This window comes from Planosporangium spinosum (assembly GCF_049999945.1).
In the GTDB taxonomy this organism is placed as follows: Bacteria; Actinomycetota; Actinomycetes; order Mycobacteriales; family Micromonosporaceae; genus Planosporangium; species Planosporangium spinosum.
Window position 1 is genome coordinate 21,682 of the sequence record NZ_JBLYUB010000040.1, and the last position, 24,173, is coordinate 45,854.

Consider the following 24,173-nt stretch of genomic DNA (forward strand, 5'->3'; position numbering starts at 1 on the left):
GGGCCGTGCGTATCGGATAATGGAGACATTCGACTGCGGTCATCCGTCGGAGGGAGCGCTGGCGGCCGACCTGTGGCCGGGAACGGGCGCTGGCGACCTGACCGTGATGATCGCCGACAACGGGCACCCCGGTGAACCCCGTACCCGGCTGACCCGCTGAGCACCTATCCTGACGGCCGGAGGAGCCAGCGGGCGACATCCACCGTCGCGACGGACGGCCCCGCACCATGCCCATCCGCCACAACACATCGACGTATCTTCATGCTTGCTGTTCGACCGGCGGGCGGACGACTCTCACGAATGACCGAGGCGGTGAGGCGCTGTCGGCATTTTTAATCGATAAGGGTCACATTACATGGTACGGTGACTTGCCGTGGGCCAATCGACGGCGCCAGGTGTCTGGAAGTGGTTTTGGCCGCAGAAATTCTTTGTGCGTGTCCACATTGCCTGGTCATCGTATTTCCGTGGGGCGATAAGAGGTATGTACAAACCGCTCTGACGTAACAGTCGCGGAGTTGTCGGGCACCGGGTGTGTGTACGTGGCGCGGAGGTCACCGATTTCTGTCTTGAAAATCCGGGCGTTTCGCCGGCTATGGCTGACTCTTGCCATGTCATCCGTCGGCGACTGGCTCGGCCTGCTGGCTACCGGACTCTTTGCCGCCAGCCATGTGAGTGGCACGGCCGCGCATGGCGCCGCGTTTGGCGGGGTTGTGCTTGCTCAACTCTTTCCGGCGTTGCTGCTCGGGCCGCTGTCCGGCGTACTAGCGGATCGCTGGGACCGTCGCGTCACCATGATAACTTGCGATGTTCTACGGTTCCTCCTGTACGCGTCGATCCCCGCGGCACCGGCCATGTTGCCCAGCGGCAGTGCGGTCGTTTGGGCGCTGGTAGCCACCTTCCTTGCCCAGGCCTGTGCGATGGTGTGGGCACCGGCCAAGGAGGCGGCCGTGCCGAACCTGGTGCGGACCCGACTCGAAGAGGCCAACCAGATATCGCTCGTGACCACCTACGGCGTCGCCCCGGTGTTCGCCGCGTTGTTGCTCGCCGCGCTCGGGCGAATCTTTCCCAACGACCTGCTGAACATCAGAGCACCGGAACTGGCGCTGTACTTCAATGCCTGCACCTTCCTCGCCGCTGCGATTGTGGTCGTCACCATCCCCGGCCTCGAAGGGCCCGGCGGGAACACTCAAAGCCGGGAGCGGCCATCCGGCGTGCTTCAGGCGCTGCGTGACGGATGGCGTTACGCGTTCAGCACGCAGTTGTTGCGTGGCCTGATGCTGGGCATCGTGGGAGCGTTCGCCGCGGGTGGGGTCGTCATCGGCGCCGCACCGTTGTATGCGGAGAGCCTCAGCGGTGGCGAGGCCAGTTTCGGCCTGCTGTTCGCGACCCTGTTCATCGGACTGGGCGTGGGGATGGCGCTTGGTCCGCGTCTGGTAGGTGAGCTGTCCAGGCGTCGCTGGTTCGGGATGAGCGTCGTGCTGGCCGGCGCTGCTGTCGTGGCGCTGGCACTCGCGCCGCACCTGGCGATCGCGGTGGCGTTTGCCGTCCTGGTCGGTTCCGGTGCCGGCATGGCTTTCCTCTCCGGGACGACGCTGCTCGGAACCGAGGTAACAGACGCGCTTCGAGGCCGTATGTTCGCCTTCGTGCAGACCGGTGTTCGGGTCGTGCTGATGTTCGCCACCGCGCTCGGCTCATTGCTCTCTGGTATTGGTGGCACCCACGCGCTGACCGTCGCAGACCTCAGCGTCGACCTGAGCGCCAGTCGCGGCGTGCTCCTGGTCGCAGGACTGCTTGCCGTGTTCGTAGGCGTTTCGGCGTTCCGGCTCATGGACGACAAGCGTGGGACGCCGGTGCTTTCGGACCTCCTCGCGGCAATCGTGCGCCGCGATACTGATAGATATCCTCCTGGCGTCGTGATATCCCTGCTCGGCGAGTCGGACGATCGCTATGCGCGTGAGGTACAGAGCCTCCTTAAAGCTAACGGTCACCCGTGCGAGGTATTCGACGCCGAAGCCGCCGCCTTGTCCCTTGGCCTCAAGCTTCCTGAGCGGAGTGGGGATCGTCCGTTCATTGCCCCCGCTGCCGCCTCATTGGTCCGATTCGCCGCCCTGGCACAGGGCGCCGAACGGACCGTAATGCCCGCCCTGCAGAGGGGCGCGGCGGTTGTACTCTGCGGTCTGAGTTACCCGGTGTCACACGCGGCCGCTCCGAACAGGGCCGACGGCATGGAGTTCGTCCGGCTGCTCAGGTGTGCCATCGGTGGTCGGCCAGCGGGTGTGGTGCTCTGGGTGACCCGCGCAAGGGTGATAGAGCGTCAACGCCTTGGTGGACTGTCGTCCATCATGATCGCGGCAAAGGGCAGCCCAGAGGAGGTCGCGAATACCGCTGTAGAAGCGATCTGGAAGTTACTTCCCGACCCTGTTCAGACCCCGATGGTCGAATCGCGATAATCGCGCGGGCCCGCGCGGTCGGTCGAGCCGTGGCTCGACCGACCGCGGTCGTCGCGGGACCCGGCTACCTGGGGGAGCCGGCGGCGGTGCCCACCACTCCCGCCTCCTCGCCGGTATCCACCACGGCCTGTGAGAACTGTGCGTGGTAGAGCCGGTGGTACGCGCCTTCCGTGGCGAGGAGTTCGGCGTGCGTACCCTGCTCGACGATGCGACCGCTCTCCATCACCAGGATGAGATCGGCGTCGCGGATGGTGGACAGCCGGTGCGCGATGACGAAGCTGGTCCGGTCCGACCGGAGCGCGGCCATGGCCCGCTGCACCAGCACCTCGGTACGGGTGTCCACCGAACTTGTCGCCTCGTCCAGGATCAGCAGCGACGGGCGGGACAGGAAGGCGCGCGCGATCGTGATGAGCTGCTTCTCGCCCGCGCTGATGTTGCTGCCCTCTTCGTCGATGACCGTGTCGTACCCGTCCGGCAGGCTGTGCACGAAACGGTCGACGAAGGTCGCCTTCGCCGCGGCGACGATCTCCTCGTCACTGGCACCGGGGTTGCCGTAGGCGATGTTGTCCCGGATCGTCCCACCGAACAGCCAGGTGTCCTGGAGGACCATGCCGATCTCGCCGCGCAGTTCGTCGCGGCGCATCGTGCTGATGTCGACGCCGTCGAGCGTGATGCGGCCGGAGTCCAGCTCGTAGAACCGCATGATGAGGTTGACCAGCGTGGTCTTTCCGGCACCGGTCGGTCCGACGATCGCGACGGTGTGACCGGGCTCGGCCACCAGCGACAGGTCCTCGATCAGCGGCTTGTCGGGGGAGTACCGGAACGACACCCGTTCGAACTCCACCCGCCCGTGGGGATCGCTGACCCGTACCGGCTCGACCGGGTCGGGGGTCTGCTCCTCCGCGTCGAGCAGGTCGAAGACCCGCTCCGCCGACGCGACCCCGGACTGCAGCAGGTTGGCCATGGACGCGACCTGGGTCAGCGGCTGGGTGAACTGCCGGGAGTACTGGATGAACGCCTGGACGTCGCCCAGGCTCATCGTCCCCGAGGCGACCCGCAGTCCGCCGACGACCGCCACCGCCACGTAGCTCAGGTTCCCGATGAACATCATCGACGGCATGATGATGCCCGAGACGAACTGGGCTCCGAAGCTCGCCTTGAACAGCTCGTCGTTCTTCGCGTTGAAGGCCGCCTCGACCTCGCGCTGCCGTCCGAACACCTTGACCAGTTCGTGCCCGGTGAACGCCTCCTCGATCTGGGCGTTCAACGCCCCGGTGTGCGTCCACTGCGCGATGAACTGCTTCTGCGAGCGCTTCGCGACCTGCTTGGTCACCACCATCGACAGCGGCACCGCCACCAGTGCGATCACGGCCAGCAGCGGCGAGACCACGAACATCATGACGAGTACGCCGATGACGGTCAGCAACGACGTGAGCAGTTGGCTGAGCGTCTGGGTGAGGCTCTGGGAGATGTTGTCGATGTCGTTGGTGACCCGGCTGAGCAGCTCACCACGCGGCTGGTTGTCGAAGTACGGCAACGGCAGCCGGTTGAGCTTGTCCTCGACCTCGGCGCGCAGGTCGAGGATGGTGTGCTGTACGACGCCGTTGAGCAGGTAGCCCTGCAGCCACATCAGGAGGCTGGCCGCCACGTACAGGCAGACCGCCAGCGCCAGGATCCGGCCGAGCGCGGTGAAGTCGATGCCCACCCCGGGTACGACGTGCATGTGCGCCAGCATGTCGGCGTACCGGTTGTTGCCCGCGGCGCGTTCGTGCGCGATCACCTGCGCCAGATCGACCCCGGCCGGGAGCCGCTTGCCGACGACCCCGGAGAAGATCACGTCCGTGGCGTGCCCGAGAATCTTCGGGCCGATCACGGACAGGGCCACGCTCGCCACGGCCAGTCCGATGACCGAGACCAGCCGCCAGCGCTGTGGCCGCAGCCGCCCGATCAGCCGGCGGGCGGAGGGACCGAAGTTCATCGACTTCTCGGCGGGCATTCCCGCGCCCATCCACGGCGGCCCACCGCCGCCCCGGCGCGCACCGGCGCCGGGCAACCGGCCCGGTACGGAGCCTGCCGGCCGCTGGCCTCCCACCTGCTGACTCACCGCTTCCCCCCGTGTGCTCATGCCGCGACCTCCGCGGTCAGCTGCGACTCGACAATCTCCGCGTAGGTCGGGCAACTGTCGAGCAGGTCGGCGTGCCGGCCGATGCCGACGATCTCGCCGTCGTCCAGCACGATGATCTGGTCGGCGTCGATGATGGTGGACACCCGCTGCGCCACGATGACGACCGCGGCGTTCGCGGTCACCGGGCGCAACGCCGCGCGCAGCCGGGCGTCGGTGGCCAGGTCGAGCGCGGAGAACGAGTCGTCGAACAGGTAGATCTCCGGTTGGCGCACCAGCGCCCGTGCGATCGCGAGACGCTGCCGTTGGCCGCCGGAGACGTTGGTTCCGCCCTGCGCGATGGGCGCCTCGAGGCCACCCGGCATGTTGTCGACGAACTCACGCGCCTGGGCGATCTCCAGGCAGGTCCACAGTTCCTCGTCGGTGGCGTCCGGCCTGCCGTAGCGCAGGTTGCTGGCGACGGTGCCGGAGAACAGGTACGGCCGCTGCGGTACCAGGCCGATCCGGCTCCACAACAGGTCCGGGTCGAGCTCACGCACGTCGACCCCGTCGACGAGGACCGCGCCTGCGGTCGCGTCGAACAGCCGGGGAACCAGGGACAGCAGGGTCGTCTTGCCCGCGCCGGTACTGCCGATGATCGCGGTCGTCGTGCCGGCCCCGGCGCGGAACGAGATGTCGCGCAGCACCGGAGCCTCCGCACCCGGGTACTGGAACCGCACGCCGCGCAGTTCCAGCTCGCCCCGCGCGGGCACCTCGGTGACCGGCCGGGACGGCGGGGTCACCGACGACTCGGTGTCGAGCACCTCGACGATGCGCTCGGCGCACACGGCGGCGCGCGGGACCATCATCAGCATGAAGGTCGCCATCATCACCGACATCAGGATCTGCATCAGGTAGCTGAGGAAGGCGGTCAGGGCTCCGATCTGGATCTCGCCCGAATCGACCCGGGACGCGCCGAACCACAGGACGGCGACGCTGGACGCGTTGAGGACCAGCATCACGGTCGGGAAGATCAGTACCATCAGCCGGCCGGCCCGCAGCGCCGTCGCGGTCAGGTCCGCGTTGGCCGTTGCGAAGCGCTCGGTCTCGTACGGTTCGCGGACGAATGCCCGGACGACGCGGATGCCGGTGATCTGCTCGCGCAGTACCCGGTTGACGGCGTCGATGCGGGTCTGCATCAACCGGAACTGCGGGACCATCCGGCGGATGATCAGACCGATGGCCAGGATGAGCACCGGCACGCTCACCAGCATCAGCCAGGAGAGGCCGACGTCCTCCCGCAGGGCCATGATGACACCGCCGACGCACATGATGGGTGCCGCGACGAGCATGGTGCAGCTCAGCACCACGAGCATCTGTACCTGTTGGACGTCGTTGGTGTTGCGGGTGATCAGCGAGGGCGCGCCGAACTGGGCGACCTCGCGGGCGGAGAACGTGCCGACGCGACGGAAGATCGCCGCGCGTAGATCACGGCCGAACCCCATGGCGGTACGCGATCCGAAGTAGACGGCAGCGATCGAGCAGGCGATCTGGAGCGCGGAGACGAGGAGCATCCAGCCGCCGGTCGCGAGGATGTAGCCGGTGTCACCTCTCGCGATGCCCTTGTCGATGATGTCGGCGTTCAGGCTGGGCAGGTAGAGCGAGGCCATGGTGCCGACGAGTTGCAGCAGCACCACCGCCATGAGTGGTCGGGCGTAGGGGCGCAGATAGGTGCGCAGTAGTCGAGCCAGCATGGGCGACTCCCCCGAGTATTGAGGCGCGGTGGACGGGTTACGGGTGGTCCGGATGGCGGCGAACACCATCCAGCAGGACCGAGACGATCTGCCCAGCGGTGAGCGGGTTGCCTTCGGTGTTCATCGGGTGCACGCCGGAGAACGTCAGCATGCGCAGCAGTCGCGCCGCCTCCGCCACCGGGTATCGCAGGTTCTCGCGGTCGGGCTCCAGCAGGCGGACGAACGCTTCCTGGATCCGGTTGTTGGTGTCGCGGGCGGCTGCCCGGTCCACCGGGATGTTCCGCTCCGCGCGTTGCAGCCTCAGGACCATAAGCAGATTGATGACCCTGGTCATCCGGTTTTGCAGCAGGTGGGTGGCGAGGGTCAGTCGCTCCTGCAGCGGCAGCGTCAGATCGATGTGGTGCAGGACGTCCAGCAGCGGCTCCGGGTCCAGCGCCGCCTCGACCGCCGCCCGGACCAGGCTCTCCTTGTCCGGGAAGACGCGGAAGATGGTCCCCTCGGCGACCCCGGCGGCCTCCGCGATCTGCCGCGTGGTGACCTTCGTCCCGTGCTCGGTCACCAGCGGCAGCGTGGCGGCCACCAGTGCCGCGCGGCGTTCCTCTGGTGGCAGTGGCCGGGCCCGGCCGGTGCCTTGTTGCCGTGGCTGCTGATCGTCCGCCGTGGAGGGCCGGCTGCCGGCAGACGGGTAGGTCACGGCAGGACAGTAACTGAGTGAGTGGCTCACTCACAAGTGTCGCCCTCGCCGGCCCGACACGCGGTGGGTATGCTCCTGCTGGAAACTCATATTCATCGATGTAGTGGGTTCCGTGTCGACGCGGAGCCTCCGGCGACCGGCCGTGCCCGGTCCGCCGTCGAGGCCATGAGGAACAGACAGGCGGGTGAGCGGTCAAGACTCGTAGGCGGTTCGGTGTTAGCGCTAACAGGAACATCGTCACGTTACAGAGAACGGGAGGACATCCATGTACGGCGACTCTCCTCGGCGGCGGCGGACGCTGATCGCCGCCGCCGCCACCGGTTCGCTCATGATGGCTGGTATCGGCGTAGTCGGAACTCAATTCGCGGCTGCGGCCGTGGCCGGATGTCAGGTCACCTACACCGTCTCCGCGCAGTGGGCCGGAGGTTTCGGTGCGAATGTTAGCGTTAATAACCTAGGTGACCCGGTGAACGGCTGGCGGCTGACGTGGTCCTTCCCGGCCGGGCAGACCGTCACCCAGCTGTGGAACGGCTCCTACACCCAGTCGGGTACGCAGGTGACCGTCACGAACGCCGCCTACAACGGCAGCATCCCCTCCGGCGGCAGCGTCAGCTTCGGGTTCAACGGGACGTGGAACGGGTCCAACCCGGTACCCACGGGCTTCGCTCTCAACGGCGTCGCCTGTACCGGAGGCGTCACCTCACCGCCGCCCACCACGGCCTCGCCCACGCCCACCCCCTCGACGCCGGCGTCGCGCCTGCCGTGCGACATCTACGCGGCGGGCGGCACGCCGTGCGTGGCGGCGCACGGCACCACCCGGGCGCTGTACGCCTCGTACAACGGCCCGCTGTACCAGGTCAGGCGCTCGTCGGACAACACCACCCGGGACATCGGCCCCCTGAGCCCGGGTGGGGTCGCCAACGCGGCCGCGCAGGATTCGTTCTGCTCCGGCACGACCTGCCTCATCACCGTCATTTACGACCAGTCCGGTCGGGGTAACCACCTCACCCAGGCGCCTCCCGGCGGGTTCGCCGGCCCGGCTCCGGGCGGATACGACAACCTTGCCAATGCGACCGCCGCGCCGACGACGGTCGGCGGTCACAAGGCCTATGGCGTCTTCGTGGCTCCCGGCACCGGGTACCGCAACAACAACACCAACGGCATCGCGACCGGCGACCAGCCGGAGGGGATGTACGCGATCTTCGACGGTACGCACTACAACGGCGGCTGCTGCTTCGACTACGGCAACGCCGAGCGCAACAGCCGGGACAACGGCAACGGCACCATGGAAGCCATCTACTTCGGCAACATCAAGGTCTGGGGCTACGGCACGGGCAACGGCCCCTGGGTCATGGCCGACCTCGAGAACGGGCTGTTCTCCGGAGTGAACGCCGGCTACAACGCCAACGACCCGACCGTCAACTACCGGTACCTGACCGCCATCGTCAAGGGCGAGCCGAACCACTGGGCCATCCGGGCCGGCAACGCACAGTCCGGCAGCCTGTCGACCTTCTACGACGGCAAGCGGCCCAATGTCGCGGGCTACAACCCGATGAAGAAGGAAGGGGCCATCATCCTCGGCATCGGCGGTGACAACAGCAACGGTTCCGCCGGTACCTTCTACGAAGGCGTGATGACGTCCGGCTATCCGTCGGACGCCACCGAGAACGCGGTCCAGGCCACCATCGTCGCCGCCGGCTACCGGTAGAACGGCCACGGTGGACCGGGAATGCCGATGACCGCGCCGCCCCCGGCCCGTACCGGGGGCGGTGAGGTCATCGGCCGGGCGGCGGCGCACTACCCGTACGGCCTCTGGTGATCAACCTGAGCAGAGACGGTTCGGCCGGGCTCGTCAATCGTGTCGGTGGCGGTACCGGGTAGCGCGTCGAGGGTGGTGAGGTGGGCGCGTACCTCGTCGGCGTCGGGGGAGCCGAGGTCCGTGCGGAGGGCCGGGGCGTGTTCGTAGTGGTGCCGGGCGCGGGCGAGGTCACCGAGGACGCATCCGATCCTTCCCCGGGAACCCCACCCCGACGGGCGGCGGCATCGGCATCGACTCTGACTGATGCCGCGCCCAGGGTTCCACCGGCGACGTTGCCGGTCAACTGCCGGCCACCGACCTGGCAATCACGAGAGTGTCCGGCGATCGTGGGAGATGTCCGACGAGCGGGGCCGTCACCGGGTACCGCTCGTCGCCCAGAAGGGCGCGCGCCGGGGTGGTGGACTGACACAACGGGGGGCCCACCACCCCGGCGGGCGCACGGTCAGAGATCACCCTCGACGCGCTCACCAGATCGACGCTTCAGCTCGGATGTCCGCCGGCGCGGCACCGCAGGTCCTCCCGAACGGATCACGCTCTCGCGGTACGGGGCGGTGCGGTGCGGTGCGTGGTGGCGGGAGGAGCGGCCGCGCCCGCGTTGCCCTGGAGGCCGGATATAGGGTCACAGGTGACCAACAGTGTCGCTCTGACCGTGCCTGGTCCCGGTCTCGACGCTGAATGTGCGTTCCGCTGTCAACCTTCGCTACGATGCCGACTCATGTCGATACCGTTATGTGTTGAACCCGGCAAGGGATGAGCCGTTCATGATCATCGCCTTGTTGCTCGATCTCGCCAACGTCGTCGGCGGTTTCCTGCTCGCTGTCGCCCTTCTTCGGCGCCTGCCGCGCGTCGGGGACGATCTCAACAATCTTGCCGCCCGGGTCGCGCCGTTCGGCTGGATAGTCGGGCTCGTTGCGCTGGTGGCGGGCGGGTACTACCTCATTGTCCACCTGATCTCCGGTCCCCGGCTGTTCCCCTTCGAGGTGGTCGGGATCGGTGTCGGCACCGCCCTGCTGTGGGATCGCCTGACCGGGCGACAGGCGCCGCGGGAGGATCGACAGGGCACCGCCACGGGGCCCGGCCTGCTGCTTGCCGTCTTCGGTTTCATCGCGATCATCGTCGGTGTTCAGGGCCTGTTCACCCCCGACGGCTGACCCGTGGGGCGCCGAGAGCCCTGGCCCGGTGGTGACCTGAGCTGCTGTATTGATCGGGTCTCTCCGTAGGCGGGTGGGCGTGTGGTGTTCACGCCGGCTCGGTGGGGTGTGGTCCGCGTCCGGCCAGCGCGACGGCGCGGCCGGCCAGACCGATCGCGAACATGGGCAGGCCGGCGATCACGGATTGCCAGGGCAGGGTGGCGACCAGGGTGAGGCAGCCGGCGGCGCCGAGCAGGTTGAGCCCGCGGGGCCAGCGGCGATCCCGCGCGGGCTGGGTGAACGCGGAGGCGTTCGCGATCGCGTAGTAGATGAGCACGCCGAAGGAGGAGAAGCCGATCGCGGCGCGCAGGTCCACCATGGTCACCAGGGCGCTGACCATGACGGCGAGAGCGACGTCGGCGTGGTGCGGGATGCGGTAGCGGGGGTGGACGGCGGCCAGCCAGCCGGGCAGGTCGCGGTGGCGGGCCATGGCGAGGCCGGTGCGGCCGACGCCGGCGATCAGGGCCAGCAGCGCACCGAGCGAGGCCAGCGCGCCGCCGACGCGGACGGCCGGTGCCGCGACCGGGGCGCCGGCGGCGTGCACGGCGGTGGTGAGCGGGGCGGTCGCGGTGGCCAGTCGGTCGGGTCCGGCGGCCAGCAGCGCCGCCACGCCCACCACCAGGTACACCACGACGGCGATGAGCAGCGCGAGCGGGATGGCGCGGGGGATGGTGCGGCGCGGGTCGCGGACCTCCTCGCCCATGGTGGCGATGCGGGCATACCCGGCGAAGGCGAAGAACAGCAGCCCGGCGGCCTGGAGGATGCCGTAGCCGCCGCCCGCGCCCACCGCGGCCCAGCCGCCCAGGTTGGCCGGGTCGGCGTGCCCGCCGGCGGCGATGCCGGCCACCACGACGGCCAGGGCCGCCAGGCTGGCGACGACCAGCACACGGGTGAGCGCGGCGGTTCTGGTCACGCCCCGGTAGTTGAGTGCGGCCAGCCCGGCCACCCCGGCCACGGCCACGACGCGCTGCGCCCACCAGGGGCCGGGCACCGCGTACGAGGCGAAGGTCAGCGCCATCGCCGCACACGAGGCGGTCTTGCCGACCACGAACCCCCACCCGGCGACGAACCCCCACCAGTGCCCGAGTCGCTCCCGGCCGTAGATGTAGGTCCCGCCCGAGGTCGGGTACGCCGCCGCCAGCTGCGCGGAGGCCACCGCGTTGCAGTAGGCGATCACCGCCGCGATCACCAACCCGACCAGCAGACCGGTGCCGGCCGCGCGGGCGGCCGGGCCGAACGCCGAGAACACTCCGGCCCCGATCATCGACCCCAGACCGATCACCACCGCGTCCGCGGTGCCCAGCCGGCGCGCGAGCTGGTCGTCGGCGGTGCCGGGGGCCTGGGGCGATCCGGGAACGCCCCGGGGCCGGAGCGGGGATGCCATCCTCCACCTCTCCACGAAGGAAGCCCATCACATCCACGAAGGAAGCCCATCACATCGGTTTGATGTGTCCTCCGGCATGGCGTCGTCGAGTCCAGCCGCACCGGCGTTCGTGCGCCTGGCCGCCACCCGCTGCGCCGGCGGCAGCCACGTCCAGGTCGGCCCCGCGCGGGGCCGACCTGGACGTTGTCGGGATCAGACGAGGTCGAACCGGTCGAGGTTCATGACCTTGACCCACGCCGCCACGAAGTCGTGCACGAACTTCTCCCGTGCGTCGTCGCTCGCGTAGACCTCCGCGAGCGCCCGCAGTTCGGAGTTCGAGCCGAATACGAGGTCGGCGCGGCTGCCGGTCCACCTGAGCTCGCCGGTGGCGAAGTCACGACCCTCGAAGGTGTTCGCGTCCTCGGAGGTCGCCTTCCACGTCGTACCCAGGTCGAGCAGGTTGACGAAGAAGTCGTTGGTCAGCGAACCGGGGGTGGTGGTGAGCACGCCCAGCGGCAACCCCTTGTAGTTCGCACCCAGCACGCGCAGGCCCCCGACGAGGACCGTCATCTCGGGCGCGGTCAGGGTCAGCAGGTTCGCCTTGTCGAGCAGCAGGAACTCGGCCGGCAGGCGGTGGCCCTTGCCGAGGTAGTTGCGGAAGCCGTCCACGGTCGGCTCCATCGCGGCGAACGACTCCACGTCGGTCTGCTCCTGCGACGCGTCCGTACGGCCCGGCGTGAAGGGCACCTCGACGTCGAAGCCGGCAACCTTGGCGGCCTGCTCGACGGCGGCACCACCGGCGAGCACGATCAGGTCGGCGAGCGAGATCTTCTTCCCGCCGGTCTGGGACGCGTTGAACGCCTCCTGGATCCCCTCCAGGGTGCGCAGCACCCGGGCCAGCTGGTCGGGGTCGTTGATCTCCCAGCCGTTCTGCGGCTCGAGACGGATGCGCGCACCATTGGCGCCGCCGCGCTTGTCGCCGCCACGGAACGTCGACGCCGCCGACCACGCCGTGTAGACCAGCTCGGACACCGTCAGGCCCGAGGCGAGGACCTGCGCCTTGAGAGCGGCGATGTCGCCGGCGTCGACCAGCTCGTGGTCGACCGCCGGGACCGGGTCCTGCCAGATCAGTACCTCGGACGGGACCTCCGGGCCGAGGTAGCGCTGGATCGGGCCCATGTCGCGGTGGGTCAGCTTGAACCACGCCCGGGCGAAGGCGTCCGCGAACTCGTCCGGGTTCGCCAGGAAGCGCCGCGAGATCTGCTCGTAGATCGGGTCGACCCGGAGCGCGAGGTCCGACGTGAGCATCCGCGGCTCGCGGTGCTTCGCCGGATCGTGCGCCTCAGGCACCATGTCGGCGCCCGCGCCGTTTTTGGGACGCCACTGGTTCGCGCCAGCCGGCGACTTCATCAGTTCCCACTCGTAGGCGAAGAGGATGTGGAAGAACTCGTTGTCCCACCGGGTCGGGTGGTAGGTCCAGGTGACCTCCAGACCGCTGGTGATCGCGTCCGCGCCCTTGCCGGTACCGAAGCTGCTCTTCCAGCCCAGGCCCTGCTGCTCGATCGGGGCGCCCTCGGGCTCGGGGCCGACGTGGTCCGCGGGGCCCGCACCGTGGGTCTTGCCGAAGGTGTGACCGCCGGCGATCAGCGCGACCGTCTCCTCGTCGTTCATCCCCATGCGGTAGAACGTCTCGCGGATGTCCCGGGCCGAGGCGAGCGGGTCCGGGTTGCCGTTCGGGCCCTCCGGGTTGACGTAGATGAGGCCCATCTGGACCGCGGCGAGCGGGTTCTCCAGCTCCCGGTCGCCGGTGTAGCGCTCGTCACCGAGCCAGGTGGTCTCGGGGCCCCAGTAGACGTCCTCGTCGGGCTCCCAGACGTCCGGACGGCCACCGGCGTACCCGAAGGTCTTGAAGCCCATCGACTCCAGGGCGACGTTACCGGCGAGGATCATGAGATCGGCCCACGAGATGCTCTGGCCGTACTTCTTCTTCACCGGCCACAGCAGGCGGCGAGCCTTGTCCAGGTTGCCGTTGTCCGGCCAGCTGTTGAGCGGCGCGAAGCGCTGCATGCCGGCGCCGGCGCCGCCGCGACCGTCGCTGATGCGGTAGGTCCCCGCGCTGTGCCACGCCATCCGGATCATGAACGGGCCGTAGTGGCCGAAGTCGGCCGGCCACCAGTCCTGCGAGGTGGTCAGGACCTCCGCGATGTCCTGCTTGACGGCCGCGAGGTCGAGGCTGGAGAACGCCTCGGCGTAGGTGAACTCCGCACCGAGGGGGTTCCGCTCGGCGGGGTTCTTGGCGAGGATCTTCAGGTTGAGACTGTTCGGCCACCAGCCGCGGTTGCCGCCGCCCTGGGTCGGGTGCGGAGCGCGTCCGTGTGCGACCGGGCAGCGGGACTCGCTCCCCGCGTCCGCGTCGTGGACGACGGCATCGTGGTGCTCGGACATCGGGTTCTCGGACATGGATTCCTTCCGTGACGTGAGCAAATCTCAGGGATCAGGAACTGCCTGGGGTGGAACAGTCGGGGCACAGGCCCCAGTAGACGACCTCGGCCTCGTCGACCGAGAAGCCGCTGTCATCGGACGCGGTCAGGCAGGGCGCCTGGCCGACGGCGCAGTCGACGTCGGCGATGAGACCGCATGACCGGCACACGACATGGTGATGGTTGTCCCCGACCCGCGACTCGTAGCGAGCCACGGAGCCGGCGGGCTGAATGCGCCGCACCAGACCCGCGGCCGTCAGCGCGTGCAGGGAGTCGTACACGGCCTGGTGGGACACGTCGGGCAGATCCCTGCGCACGGCACCGATGATCGAGTCCGTGTCGGCGTGCGGATGTGTGTGCACCGCGTTCAGCACCGCCACCCGGGGACGGGTCACGCGCAACGCGGCCCCGCGCAGCATCTGCTGGATGTCCAGGGTCGTGGCCACGGCCGGAAGTCTGGCCAGTTTTCTGGAATTAGTCAAGTTTATGGGCCGGGTGTCGCCAGGGTGCGCACCAGGTCATGCTCCGTGCACCTGTACGCAGGTCGTGCGCGGTGCTCCGGTGCGCAGATCGTGCGCGGCGCTCCGGTACGCGGGTCGTGCGCCGCCGCGAGCGCTCGGGCCTGAGGGGTGCAACCGCCCGGCCGGCCTTTGGTGACGGTCATGGTCTGCCCGGCGCGACGGCTGGAATCTAGACTCGTCTCCGTCTGTGACGCGTTGGTTACGGGGAGGTAGCGGGTGCGAAGGCCGAATTGGGCGCCGCCGGGGGTCGACATCGACCGTCCGGCGTCGTCGCGGATCTACGACTACATGCTCGGCGGGTCGCACAACTTCGCCGTCGACCGGCAGGTGGCCGAGCGTGCCATCGCCGCCATGCCGCAGCTTCCGAGGGTGCTGCGGGAGAACCGGGCGTTCCTGTGTCGGGCGGTGCGCTTCCTGGCCGGCGAGGCGGGTGTGCGCCAGTTCCTCGACCTGGGCTCGGGAATCCCCACCGTCGGCAACGTGCACGAGATCGTCGCCGAGATCGACCCGGCGGCGCGGGTGGTCTACGTCGACATCGACCCGGTTGCGGTGATCCACTCGTCGGCCATCCTCGCCGGTAACCCCCACGCGATCGCCATCCAGGCCGACCTGCGGCGCCCGCTCGCTGTCCTGGGCGACCCGGCGGTACGGGAGCTGCTCGACCTCGACCAGCCGGTGGCGGCCCTGCTGGTGGCCACGTTGCACTTCCTCCCCGACGAGCAGGATCCCGCCGGTGTGCTCACCCAGTTGCGCCAGGCGCTCGCCCCGGGCAGCTACGTGGCGGTCTCCCACGCGAGCGAGGACGGCCGGCCGCCTGCCGGCCAGCGCGACGCCCAGGCCGTGTACGCCCGCGCGGACAACGCCGTGATCATGCGCAGTCGCCAGGAGATCGAAGCGTTGCTCGACGGTTGGGAGCCCGTTCCGCCGGGCATCGCCCGGTGCCCACTGTGGCGCCCGGACCTCGGCGACGGCCCACCGGCCGATGCCACCCGGTTCCCCGGTTACGGCGTCGTCGCCCGTGTGGATCAGAGGATGTCGATCCGGTGAGACCGGGCAGCTCGCCCTGGATGCGCTGGGCAGCCCCGGCCGGGGTTGTCCCGGGCCAGCTGCTCGACCAGGACGAGGAGCGAGCCGGCCGGCGATGGCCGGTCAGGACGGGCGGTGCGTGCAACCACACCACCACCACCACCACCACCACGGCGGCCCCGGCCAGCCGGTTCCAGATATCCACCGTGCTCAGGTTGGGGAAGGTTCTCGGCTGGAGCGAACCGGAGGACGCGGGCCGCCCGGGATGGGTGCTGTTCGTCGCCGCCCGCCATGGCAGCGATCAGCTCATCGTCATTGTCCTAGGACGCTTTCCGGGTGGTCGGGTAGGCCACGGTGCGCCGACGAAGCCTCGATGACGATCGAGAAAGGAGAGGGGCTCGCCGCACCCCTGTCATGCCTGGCCGGTGGACCTGGCGCGTTGAACTGACCCGACCGATGTGTCAGCCGAGGGCGCGGTCGAGGTTGAACGCGGCACTGATGAGCGCCAGGTGGGTGAAGGCCTGCGGGAAGTTTCCCTGCTGCTCGCCGGTGCGGCCGATCTGCTCGGCGTACAGGCCCAGATGGTTGGCGTAGGTGAGCATCTTCTCGAAGGCCAGCCGCGCCTCGTCGAGGCGCCCGGCGCGAGCGAGCGCCTCGACGTACCAGAACGAGCAGATCGAGAAGGTGCCCTCCTCGCCGCGCAGCCCGTCCGGGCTGGCGGCGGGGTCGTAGCGGTAGACCAGGGAGTCCGACACCAGGTCCGCGGTGAGTGCGTCGAGGGTGGCGAGCCACTTCGGGTCGGTGGGGGAGATGAACTTGGCCAGGGGCATCATCAGGACCGCGGCGTCGAGGACGTCGCCGTCCTCGTGCTGGACGAACGCCTTCCGGACAGGCGACCAGCCGCGTCGCATGATCTGCTGGTAGATCGCGTCGCGGGTCTGCAGCCAGTACGGGAGGTCGGCGGGCAGGCCACGGCGGCGGGCCATCCGGATGGCCCGTTCGATCGCCACCCAGCACATCAGTCGGGAGTACAGGAAGTTCTTGCGCCCGCCGCGGGTCTCCCAGACACCCTCGTCGGGCTGGTTCCAGTGGTCGCAGACCCAGTACACCAGGGCACAGACGGCGTCCCAGTGGTCGCTGGAGATGGGCTGCCCCCACTTGTCGTAGAGGTAGATCGAGTCGATGAGTGCGCCGTAGATGTCGAGTTGGAGCTGGTCGGCGGCGGCGTTTCCGATGTGCACCGGGGTGGAGCCGCGGTAGCCCTCCAGATGGGTCAGCTCGGTCTCGGGCAGATCGGTACGCCCGTCGATGCCGTACATGATCTGCAGCGGGCCGGCAGGTCCGTTGCCGCGCAGGGTGGCGTGTTCGGTCAGAAAGGTCATGAAGGACTCTGCCTCGCTGGTGAAACCCAGCCGAAGCAGCGCGTAGACGCAGAAGGCGGCGTCGCGGATCCACGCGTACCGGTAGTCCCAGTTACGCTCGCCGCCGACCTGCTCGGGCAGGCTGGCCGTCGGCGCGGCCACGATCGCGCCGGTCGGTGCGTAGGTCAGCAGTTTGAGGGTCAGCGCGGAGCGGTGGACCGTCTCGCGCCACCGGCCGCGGTAGCGGGAGGCGGACAGCCATCGCCGCCAGAACGCCACCGTGGCGGCGAGCTCGCGCTCCGCTTCGGCGTGCGGACAGCCGCGCGGCGCGATGTCGTCGCCGATCCGGTCGAGCGCGAACACCGCGGACTCGCCCTCCAGGAGCTTGAAACTCGCCGTCACGTCCGGGCCGTCCCGTTCGATCGGCACCGTGGCGGTCAGCGCGAGCGAGAGAACCTCGGATTCGAACATCGTCGCCCGGTCGGTCAGCCGGACGGTGTGCGGCTGCCTGGCGTAGTCGAACCGGGGAGCCACCCGGGCCCGGAAGGGAATCGAGCCGCGCACGCACAGCACACGCCGGATCAGGCGGTGCCGGCCGGCGGCAGCACGGGGGTCGCCGGTGATCGGCATGAAGTCCTGGACCTCGCCCACCCCGTCGTCGGTGAAGAACCGGGTGATCAGGACGTTGGTGTCGGGGAAGTAGAACTGCTTGGACCGCGCCGGCGCGTCGGCGGTCAGCGCGAACGATCCGCCCCGCTCGGCGTCGAGGATCGAGGCGAACACGCTGGGGGCGTCGAAGCGCGGACAGCAGTACCAGTCGATGGTGCCGTCGGTGCCCACCAGGGCCGCGGTACGCAGGTCGCCGATCAACCCGTGTTCGGCGATCGGCAGGTAGCGGCGACGCTGTGCCATGGCTCCCTCCCCGCTCATTAGCCTGTCCTTCCCCCGTGGTGGGGGCGCTAACGAGCGCCCGACCGCCGCGTCGGCCCTGGATCATGGCCCCTCGGTGGTGGCGGCGACAGCGGAACGCCGAACGGTACGGCGACCGTCAGGGGTTCCTCGCCCTCGAACATGAACGTCACGTGCGCCGTCGAACCCGGACCGAGCGCCTCCGTCAGGTCCCTGACGGCCAGGTAGGTGCCGTGGCCGACGTCCAGTCGCGCGTACCCGTTCGGCGGGATGGTCAGGCCGGCCGGGGAAACGGCCGCCGGGCTGGCGGGCTCGTCGGCCTCGGACGGGTCGGTGGACGGTATGGCGGTGGCGGACGGCCCGCCGGCGCCGATGTCGGGGGCGCCACCCACGAGCACGACGGTGCCCAACGTGGCACCGCTCCTCCCGTTGACCGCGGTGACGCCGCGCAGCACCAGCGGCTTCAGGGCGCTGTTGTTGGTGATGAACAGCGACAGCGGCGCGGACGCCCCTGCCGGGTACCCCTGTGGGTGGTCGAATCTGATCTGGACGTCACGCAGCGCTGCCTGGCCGTGGGGCCTGGAGTTGGCCTCGTTGCCGGCCACCGGCGCGACCATCCTGCTGGTCTGCGCCTTCTGGTCGGCGCTGCAGCCTGACAGCAGGCAGACGGCCACCGTGGGTGCGGCAAGCAACGCGGCGACGCGGGACGTGCGACGCCGTGGCGGCGTACCGGTGGTCACGTGCGTCACGACGGTCCTCCTCGGTGGTAACCCGAATCCCGGCCACCGGCCGGCGCGGCTATCTGTCCGGTCGCGCCGCGTCCAAACCGCCGTTTCCCGGCTTCGGCGCCCTAGCCGGCACCGCCCGGGGCGAGGGTCTCGATGCGGGCCGGTCGCAGTCCGCGCATGACGTCCACGCCGAGCGCGCTGAGGAGGTGGGCGGCGACGGCGCTGACCGCGGTCAGCCGGAGCCGCACGCCTACCTGCGCGCTGATGCGTTGGGCGATCACGAGGGTGTCGACGCCGGTGGAGTCGATGAAGTTCAGCCGGCGAAGGTCCAGGCCGATGGCGCGAATGCCACCGCGGTTGAGGACCGCGGTGATCGCGGTCCGGAGGCGGTGGGCGGTTGCGGAGCCGAGCTTGCCGCCCACGGTCATGATGACCTCGTCGTGCCCGGCCGGTTCCACGCCGATTCGGAGCTGTGCCTGATCTCCAGGAACCAGGTTGTCCATCGTCACCCTTCCTCGTGACAAAAGCCGCATGTCGCGTGAACAGGATGATCACGATTGGTCGGCGGATGGAAGGCGGGAAAAACGATTCACAGCTGGGGATAAGAATGACTTAATGTCATGGTTCGCCCGGGTACGACACTGCCGTCGTCCAGGTCGACCGGTCCGTCGCGCCAGCGGGAGTGAATGCGCCACCCGCGTCGCCAGCGGTTCGTCTCTCACCGCGCCATCGACGTAGGTCATGATGTGAACGTGGCAGAGCAGCAACCGCTCACAGGTGGATTTCCCGAGCCGTTCGCCGGTGTGTTCGCCCACGCCGATCCCGCCTCCCGACCGGCGGTGGCCGGCCGGGGAACGGATGACGACCCGCGGTGGGCACCGGTCCCGGGACATGGACGTCCGCTGGCATGCCGTCGCCGACGACGTGGCGTGCTGCTGGGCAACCGGGACGACCGCCGCTGGCGGCACATCCGGCAACACCGGGAGGGGCGGTAGTGAACTCGCCGGCACACCCTGACATCTCGGCGCCCCGGCACCGGCGGCGCTGGCATCCGCTCACGGTCGCGTTCGGGCTGGCCGGCGCGGCGTGTGTGGTCGCCGGTGCCGCGGGCGTTTCCGGTGCCGGCGCATCCCTCCTCGGTACCTGGCTGGTGGCGGGCGCCGCGGCGGGCTTCGCCACCAGCGGTTCCACCTGAAGCAGGAACTCGGCCTTCGTGCTGAGCTCGCCGGTCTGGCGAGGCACCCCGGTGGTGGCGTTCTGCGTCGGGTTGATGGCTGGCGGTGCGCTCACCGCCGGCGGGTTGATGGTGCTGGGTTCACTGGTGCGGCCGGTGCTGCCGGTCGCGGCGCGCTGGGCGGTCGTCGGCGTGGCGCTCGGCGCGGTCCTGCTCAGGCAGGCGGGGATCGTGTCGTTCCCGCTTCCGGAGAACCGGCGACTGGTGCCGGAGAGCGTGCTGCGGTTCGGGCGTCATCTCGGTCCGCTGCAGTTCGGCCTGGAGATGGGTACCGGTGTGCGGACATACCTGCCGAGCAGCCTGCCGTACCTGGCCGCGGTGCTCGTGTTCGTGTTGGCGTCGGTGCCCGCGGCGCTGTGCGCGGGTGTCGGGTTCGGTGTCGGCAGGGCGCTGATGGTGACGTCGAATCTGCGTTACCGCAGCGACAACGGGTGGGACGCCGAATGGCTGCGACACCGGCGGACGCTGGCCCCGGTCACGGGCGGCGCGTTCGTGGTGTCGCTGCTGGGCCTGCTCGCGGCCACCTGGCGATAGCCGGCCCTCACCCGCGGCTGGTCATCTGGTAGGCCCTGATGACGGTCTGGGTGACGGAGTTGCCGGCGACGTCGCGGGCGGTGATGCGCAGGGACACGAAGCCGCCGCGCGCCGGATGGCGCAGGACCGCCCAGCCGTTGTCGCCGACGTGCCCGGTCGGCACGCGGGCCCAGGTCGTACCGTCGTCGAACGACGCCTCGACCTGGAGGGCGGCCAGCCGTGTCACGGGCGCGCCGGGCTGGTGCTGCGCGGTCAGCGACAGGGTGTACGGCCGGCCGGCCGGTGCGCGGCCGGCATCGTCGACGTCACCGGCCGCGCGTACCACGATGAGGGGGAGCGGCGTGGCCGGGGCGGCGGCGCCCGGTTCGTGGAAGGTCCACGCCACGTCGGCGGTGGTGCCGATGACCGACCAGGGCACGGTGCGCGTCGCGGTCGCCCGCAGCGTGTACGTGCCCGGGGCGTCCGGTATCGGGAACGTGCCGACGCCCGGCGCCGGGCTGGTGGCGACGACGGTGCCCTCGCGCGTCAGGGTGGTGGTCCCGGTCATGCTGAACGGGGGAGAGGTGTACTGGTACGGGTCGCTGGCCGACAGCAGGGTGACCGCGACCTGGAGGTTGTTGCCGGCGCGGAGGACGCCCCAGCCGTCGCGGGGGTCACCGAAGGCCGGTCCGAGGGGCGCACGGTTCCAACTGGTCTGGTATCTGCCGGGGCGGTAGCTGCGGTACGACCAGCTGATCTCGATGTCCGACTCGTCCGCGGGTCCGACCGCGCCGACCTGCTCCCAGGTCACGTCGGGGCTGGCGGTGTAGTACTCGGTGCGCCGGCTGGGCAGGGCCTGGCCGTACTGGTTGAACACGCCGCTGCCGGCCCCCGGTACGGAGAACAGGGCGTAGTCGGCACGGACGCCCGACGCCGGCGCACCCTGGGTGTGGTAGCGGGTGTCGACCGCGGCGAGGTCCCGGTCGTGTACCCGGTGGACGGAGTCGGTCGGGATCCGGCCGCGTTCGAGGAAGGCGAGCTGGTACACGGGTGCCGCCGGGTCGGTGCCGGGCCGGTCGGCGGCGAGGGCGGTCCGGAAGAAGGAGGCGTAGGTGTGGTCGGTGACCTTCGGCCCGGTCGGCACGGCGAACAGTTGGTGCTGCGGGCCGGCGAGCCAACTGGTGGCGGTGGTACGGTCCCCGGCCGGGTTGCCCGACACCACCCCCATTTCGGCGGACTGCCGCCTGGCAGCCGGGTTGTCGACCACCGCGTCGACGGGCCTGCCGGCGGTGGCGTCCAGGGTCACGGTGGTGTCGGCGTCGACGGCGAGGTCCGTTCTGGACAGTAGGGTGACCGTGTACGGCCGGTCGGGGTTGGTCGGGTCGGTGGACAGGTCGAAGGCGTTGAGGTCGTAGCGGGCCCTGGGCAGGCGGGCCGTCCCGGTGCCGTCGGCGGCGAACCGGATGCCGTAGGCGACGCCGGTGCGGGTGTCGACCACCTGGCCGACCCCGACGGAGAAGTGGCCGGTGCGGCTGACGAGCCGGACGTTGAGGGTGTGGCTCTCCGGCTCGACGAAGGCGTCCAGGGCGGTCTGTACGGTGACGCCGGTGGCGGCGGCGGTGAGCCGCCCGCCGTACAGGCCGGCGCCGCCGGCGGCGGGGTCGACGGTCACTCCGACGTCCGCGCTGCCGTGTGCGGGTACGGTGACCTGGCTTGCCTGCGCGGTGAACAGGCCGGCCGGGGCGGGTTTGCCGTCGGGTCCGGTGACCGTGAGGTGCAGCGTCAACGTCACCGCGGCGGTGCCGTCGTTGCGGTAGGTGACGGTGCGGGTGGCCGGCGCCTGGTTGTGCGGCCAGGTGAACGCGCCGTAGGTGAGGCTGCCGCTGGTGGTCGACACGGTCTGGGTGACCGCGCGGGCCACGTCGACGCGGCCGGCGCCCTGGTCGAACACGCCGGCGGTCGGTGTGGCGGTGCCGGTGAGGGTGTGCTTGAGCCGTCCGGCGGTCCAGTCGGGGTGCTGCTGGGCCAGGATCGCCGCGGCGCCGGCGACGTGTGGTGCCGCCATGGAGGTACCCGACATGGTGGTGTAGGCGGCGTCGACGGGGGCGAGGTCGCCGGCCGGGGTGCCGGGTGCCCGGGCGGACACGATGTCGCTGCCCGGGGCGGCGACGTCGGGTTTGATGGCGTAGTCGCCGCGCCTGGGCCCGGTCGGGGAGAACGGGCTGGTCCGGTCCTGCCCGGTGACGCTGCCGACGGCCAGGGCGGCGTCGGCGGCGGCCGGGGCGGTGATCGAGGCGAGCGGGTCGGGGGCGTCGAGGGACCGGTCGTTGCCCGCGGCGGCGACGAAGAGCGTGCCGTACCGGGCGGTGAGGGTGTTGACCGCCTGGGACACCGGGTCGGTGCCGTCGCTTGCGTCACCGCCGAGGCTGAGGTTGACCACGCGCACCTTCGGGGCGATCCACTCCATGGCGGCGATGACGGCCGAGTCCGGGCAGCCGTAGGCGACGCAGACCTTGGCGCTGATCAGCTTCGCGTCCGGCGCCACCCCCCGGTACTTCCCGTCCGACGCGGCCCCGGTGCCGGCGATGATGCCGGCGACGTGGGTGCCGTGCCCGACGTCGTCGCCGGCGTCGGGCCGGGTGCCGGTGAAGTCCCTGGCCTCCACCACCTTGCCGGCCAGGTCGGGATGGTCGGCCTTGACGCCGGTGTCGAGGATTCCGACGGTGACGCCGGCGCCGGTCAGGCCCGTACTCCAGGCCGTGGGCGCGCCGATCTGCGGCGCGCTGACGTCGAGCGTCGGCCGGGCGCGGGCGTCGAGCCACACGCCGGTGATCGCGGGGTCGAGGGTCGGGGCCGCCGCGGTGGCGCGCGGTCCGGGGCTCGTGGTGAGCCAGCGCCAGAACTCGCCGCGGTGTCGCCGATCGGTGGCGATCGCGGCGCCGTTGATGCTGGGCAGGGCCCGGGTCGCACCGGCGGTCGCCGGGGCGGTGGCGGGTGCGGCCGGCACGCCGGCCGTCGGGGCGTACGTGACGATCAGCGGGAGGGTCGGACTGGCGTCGGCGAGGCCCTGTCGACGCAGTTCGGTCACGTCGAACAGGCGGGGGTCCAGCCGGCGGGCCGCCAGCAGCGGTTCAGCGTCGGCCGGGACGATGCTGATGTCGGTGCCGTTGCGGCCGGTGTGGGTGCGGCGGAGGAATCCGATGTGCGCGCGCCCGGGGGCCGGCTCGACGCCGACCACGATCTCCGTGCCGGACCGGCCGGTAAGGCGGACCCGGTCGCCGGTGATGAGCGTGACCGTGTCGACGCGCGTGCCGGGGACCGGGTGGGAGCCGGCTGTCGTCGGCCGGGCGGTGGCCGGGTGCACGCCGCCGAGGAGGGTGGTGACGGCGAGTACGGCCACGGCTGCCGGCACGGTGCGTCGACGGTGCATACCTCTGCCTTTCGTGGGAGGTCAGGAGGAGCGACAGATCGTCAGGTAGGTCTGGCCGTGGTACGGGCCCCAGAACGTGGAGAAGCCGTCGGAGCAGCGGTACACCCGGCCGTCCGGGGTGGTCCACCGCCACGCGTTCTTGGGGGTGGCCGCGCCGCACGCCGTCGAGATGGGTACGTGGTCGACCTGGATGCCGTTCTCGTACCAGGTGCCGTACTTGTGCCAGCCGGCGTCGCAGTAGGTGCTGCCACGCCAGGTGCCGCCGAAGCAGGCGGCGTAGGTGCCGACGTACTGGCCGGTGGTGTCGCCGAGCTCGTCGTACCCGGAGGGGTAGGCGTCGCGGCAGTCGTTGCGGTCCCAGCCCTGCAGCGCGTACAGGCCGGTCTCGGCGCGGGCGCCGCGGGTGGTGAGGATGCCGGCCCAGTCCAGGGCGGTGGCGCCGAGCGTCATGGCGCCGAGCGCCGCCGCCCTGAGCACGGTGCGGCGACGGCCGGTGACGGTGAGGTCTTCGAGCGCGCTGGTGGCGGCGGCGCCGGGTGGGGGCCGGTCGTGGTCGGGAATCTGGTCGAACGTCAGCGACACGGGGATCACCTTCCAGCC

19 protein-coding genes are annotated in these 24,173 nt (G+C 70.2%); 8 read left to right on the plus strand and 11 right to left on the minus strand.

The window, feature by feature from the left end; all coding sequences use genetic code 11:
• The first annotated feature begins 19 nt into the window (after nucleotides 1–19).
• Together ACNTMW_RS31920 and ACNTMW_RS31925 are read left to right on the plus strand one after the other, a co-directional pair.
• Nucleotides 20–160, plus strand: coding sequence for a hypothetical protein (locus ACNTMW_RS31920; protein ID WP_426637716.1), 141 nt, complete (start codon nucleotides 20–22; stop codon nucleotides 158–160).
• A 379-nt stretch (nucleotides 161–539) separates the two neighbouring features.
• Nucleotides 540–2,450: an MFS transporter gene (locus ACNTMW_RS31925; RefSeq protein WP_426637747.1), complete on the plus strand. Its 1,911-nt coding sequence runs from the start codon at nucleotides 540–542 to the stop codon at nucleotides 2,448–2,450.
• 64 nt (nucleotides 2,451–2,514) lie between these two features.
• Here the strand turns inward: ACNTMW_RS31925 and ACNTMW_RS31930 are convergent, their stop codons facing one another.
• The 3 genes from ACNTMW_RS31930 to ACNTMW_RS31940 are packed head-to-tail and all read right to left on the minus strand — an operon-like array spanning nucleotide 2,515 to nucleotide 6,999.
• Nucleotides 2,515–4,575, minus strand: coding sequence for an ABC transporter ATP-binding protein (locus tag ACNTMW_RS31930; RefSeq protein ID WP_426637717.1), 2,061 nt, complete (start codon nucleotides 4,573–4,575; stop codon nucleotides 2,515–2,517).
• Complete coding sequence (locus tag ACNTMW_RS31935; protein WP_426637718.1) at nucleotides 4,572–6,305, minus strand: ABC transporter ATP-binding protein; 1,734 nt, start codon at nucleotides 6,303–6,305, stop codon at nucleotides 4,572–4,574. Before ACNTMW_RS31935 ends, ACNTMW_RS31930 begins: the two co-directional genes overlap by 4 nt.
• Nucleotides 6,306–6,342: 37 nt before the next feature.
• The gene (locus ACNTMW_RS31940) at nucleotides 6,343–6,999 is read right to left on the minus strand and encodes a TetR/AcrR family transcriptional regulator (protein WP_426637719.1); all 657 of its coding nucleotides are present in this window, start codon (nucleotides 6,997–6,999) and stop codon (nucleotides 6,343–6,345) included.
• Between the two features lie 265 nt (nucleotides 7,000–7,264).
• Between ACNTMW_RS31940 and ACNTMW_RS31945 the strand changes: the two genes are divergently transcribed.
• Together ACNTMW_RS31945 and ACNTMW_RS31950 are read left to right on the plus strand one after the other, a co-directional pair.
• Nucleotides 7,265–8,707: an arabinofuranosidase catalytic domain-containing protein gene (locus tag ACNTMW_RS31945; protein ID WP_426637720.1), complete on the plus strand. Its 1,443-nt coding sequence runs from the start codon at nucleotides 7,265–7,267 to the stop codon at nucleotides 8,705–8,707.
• Nucleotides 8,708–9,579: 872 nt separating this feature from the next.
• Entirely contained in the window at nucleotides 9,580–9,969 is a 390-nt protein-coding gene (locus ACNTMW_RS31950) for a hypothetical protein (RefSeq protein WP_426637721.1), read from the plus strand.
• A gap of 88 nt (nucleotides 9,970–10,057) precedes the next feature.
• On the opposite strand, the gene ACNTMW_RS31955 is transcribed toward ACNTMW_RS31950, so the two are convergent.
• From ACNTMW_RS31955 to ACNTMW_RS31965, 3 genes are all read right to left on the minus strand, one after another.
• Nucleotides 10,058–11,392, minus strand: a complete 1,335-nt coding sequence (locus ACNTMW_RS31955; protein WP_426637722.1) for an APC family permease — start codon at nucleotides 11,390–11,392, stop codon at nucleotides 10,058–10,060.
• A 192-nt stretch (nucleotides 11,393–11,584) separates the two neighbouring features.
• The gene (gene katG, locus ACNTMW_RS31960) at nucleotides 11,585–13,831 is read right to left on the minus strand and encodes a catalase/peroxidase HPI (RefSeq protein ID WP_426637723.1); all 2,247 of its coding nucleotides are present in this window, start codon (nucleotides 13,829–13,831) and stop codon (nucleotides 11,585–11,587) included.
• A gap of 34 nt (nucleotides 13,832–13,865) precedes the next feature.
• Nucleotides 13,866–14,270 carry a Fur family transcriptional regulator gene (locus tag ACNTMW_RS31965; protein WP_426637748.1) on the minus strand — a complete coding sequence of 135 codons (405 nt, stop codon included), beginning with the start codon at nucleotides 14,268–14,270 and terminating at the stop codon, nucleotides 13,866–13,868.
• Nucleotides 14,271–14,588: 318 nt separating this feature from the next.
• Here ACNTMW_RS31965 and ACNTMW_RS31970 point away from each other — a divergent pair, with 318 nt between their 5' ends.
• Entirely contained in the window at nucleotides 14,589–15,419 is an 831-nt protein-coding gene (locus ACNTMW_RS31970) for an SAM-dependent methyltransferase (protein ID WP_426637725.1), read from the plus strand.
• Complete coding sequence (locus ACNTMW_RS31975; protein WP_426637726.1) at nucleotides 15,416–15,775, plus strand: hypothetical protein; 360 nt, start codon at nucleotides 15,416–15,418, stop codon at nucleotides 15,773–15,775. Before ACNTMW_RS31970 ends, ACNTMW_RS31975 begins: the two co-directional genes overlap by 4 nt.
• Before the next feature lie 84 nt (nucleotides 15,776–15,859).
• Here ACNTMW_RS31975 and ACNTMW_RS31980 read toward each other — a convergent pair whose 3' ends face one another.
• From ACNTMW_RS31980 to ACNTMW_RS31990, 3 genes are all read right to left on the minus strand, one after another.
• Nucleotides 15,860–17,671 carry a glycoside hydrolase family 15 protein gene (locus ACNTMW_RS31980; protein WP_426637728.1) on the minus strand — a complete coding sequence of 604 codons (1,812 nt, stop codon included), beginning with the start codon at nucleotides 17,669–17,671 and terminating at the stop codon, nucleotides 15,860–15,862.
• 47 nt (nucleotides 17,672–17,718) lie between these two features.
• Entirely contained in the window at nucleotides 17,719–18,417 is a 699-nt protein-coding gene (locus tag ACNTMW_RS31985) for a hypothetical protein (protein WP_426637729.1), read from the minus strand.
• A gap of 101 nt (nucleotides 18,418–18,518) precedes the next feature.
• Entirely contained in the window at nucleotides 18,519–18,899 is a 381-nt protein-coding gene (locus ACNTMW_RS31990; protein ID WP_426637731.1) for an STAS domain-containing protein, read from the minus strand.
• Nucleotides 18,900–19,390: 491 nt separating this feature from the next.
• Between ACNTMW_RS31990 and ACNTMW_RS31995 the strand changes: the two genes are divergently transcribed.
• Both ACNTMW_RS31995 and ACNTMW_RS32000 read left to right on the plus strand, forming a co-directional pair.
• Nucleotides 19,391–19,591, plus strand: coding sequence for a hypothetical protein (locus tag ACNTMW_RS31995; protein WP_426637732.1), 201 nt, complete (start codon nucleotides 19,391–19,393; stop codon nucleotides 19,589–19,591).
• Nucleotides 19,592–19,609: 18 nt separating this feature from the next.
• A complete protein-coding gene (locus tag ACNTMW_RS32000) occupies nucleotides 19,610–20,164 on the plus strand; it encodes a hypothetical protein (protein ID WP_426637733.1) in 555 nt (184 codons plus the stop codon).
• A 7-nt stretch (nucleotides 20,165–20,171) separates the two neighbouring features.
• On the opposite strand, the gene ACNTMW_RS32005 is transcribed toward ACNTMW_RS32000, so the two are convergent.
• Both ACNTMW_RS32005 and ACNTMW_RS32010 read right to left on the minus strand, forming a co-directional pair.
• Nucleotides 20,172–23,555: a S8 family serine peptidase gene (locus ACNTMW_RS32005; protein ID WP_426637734.1), complete on the minus strand. Its 3,384-nt coding sequence runs from the start codon at nucleotides 23,553–23,555 to the stop codon at nucleotides 20,172–20,174.
• A gap of 39 nt (nucleotides 23,556–23,594) precedes the next feature.
• Nucleotides 23,595–24,155, minus strand: coding sequence for a hypothetical protein (locus ACNTMW_RS32010; protein WP_426637735.1), 561 nt, complete (start codon nucleotides 24,153–24,155; stop codon nucleotides 23,595–23,597).
• Nucleotides 24,156–24,173 lie beyond the last annotated feature (18 nt).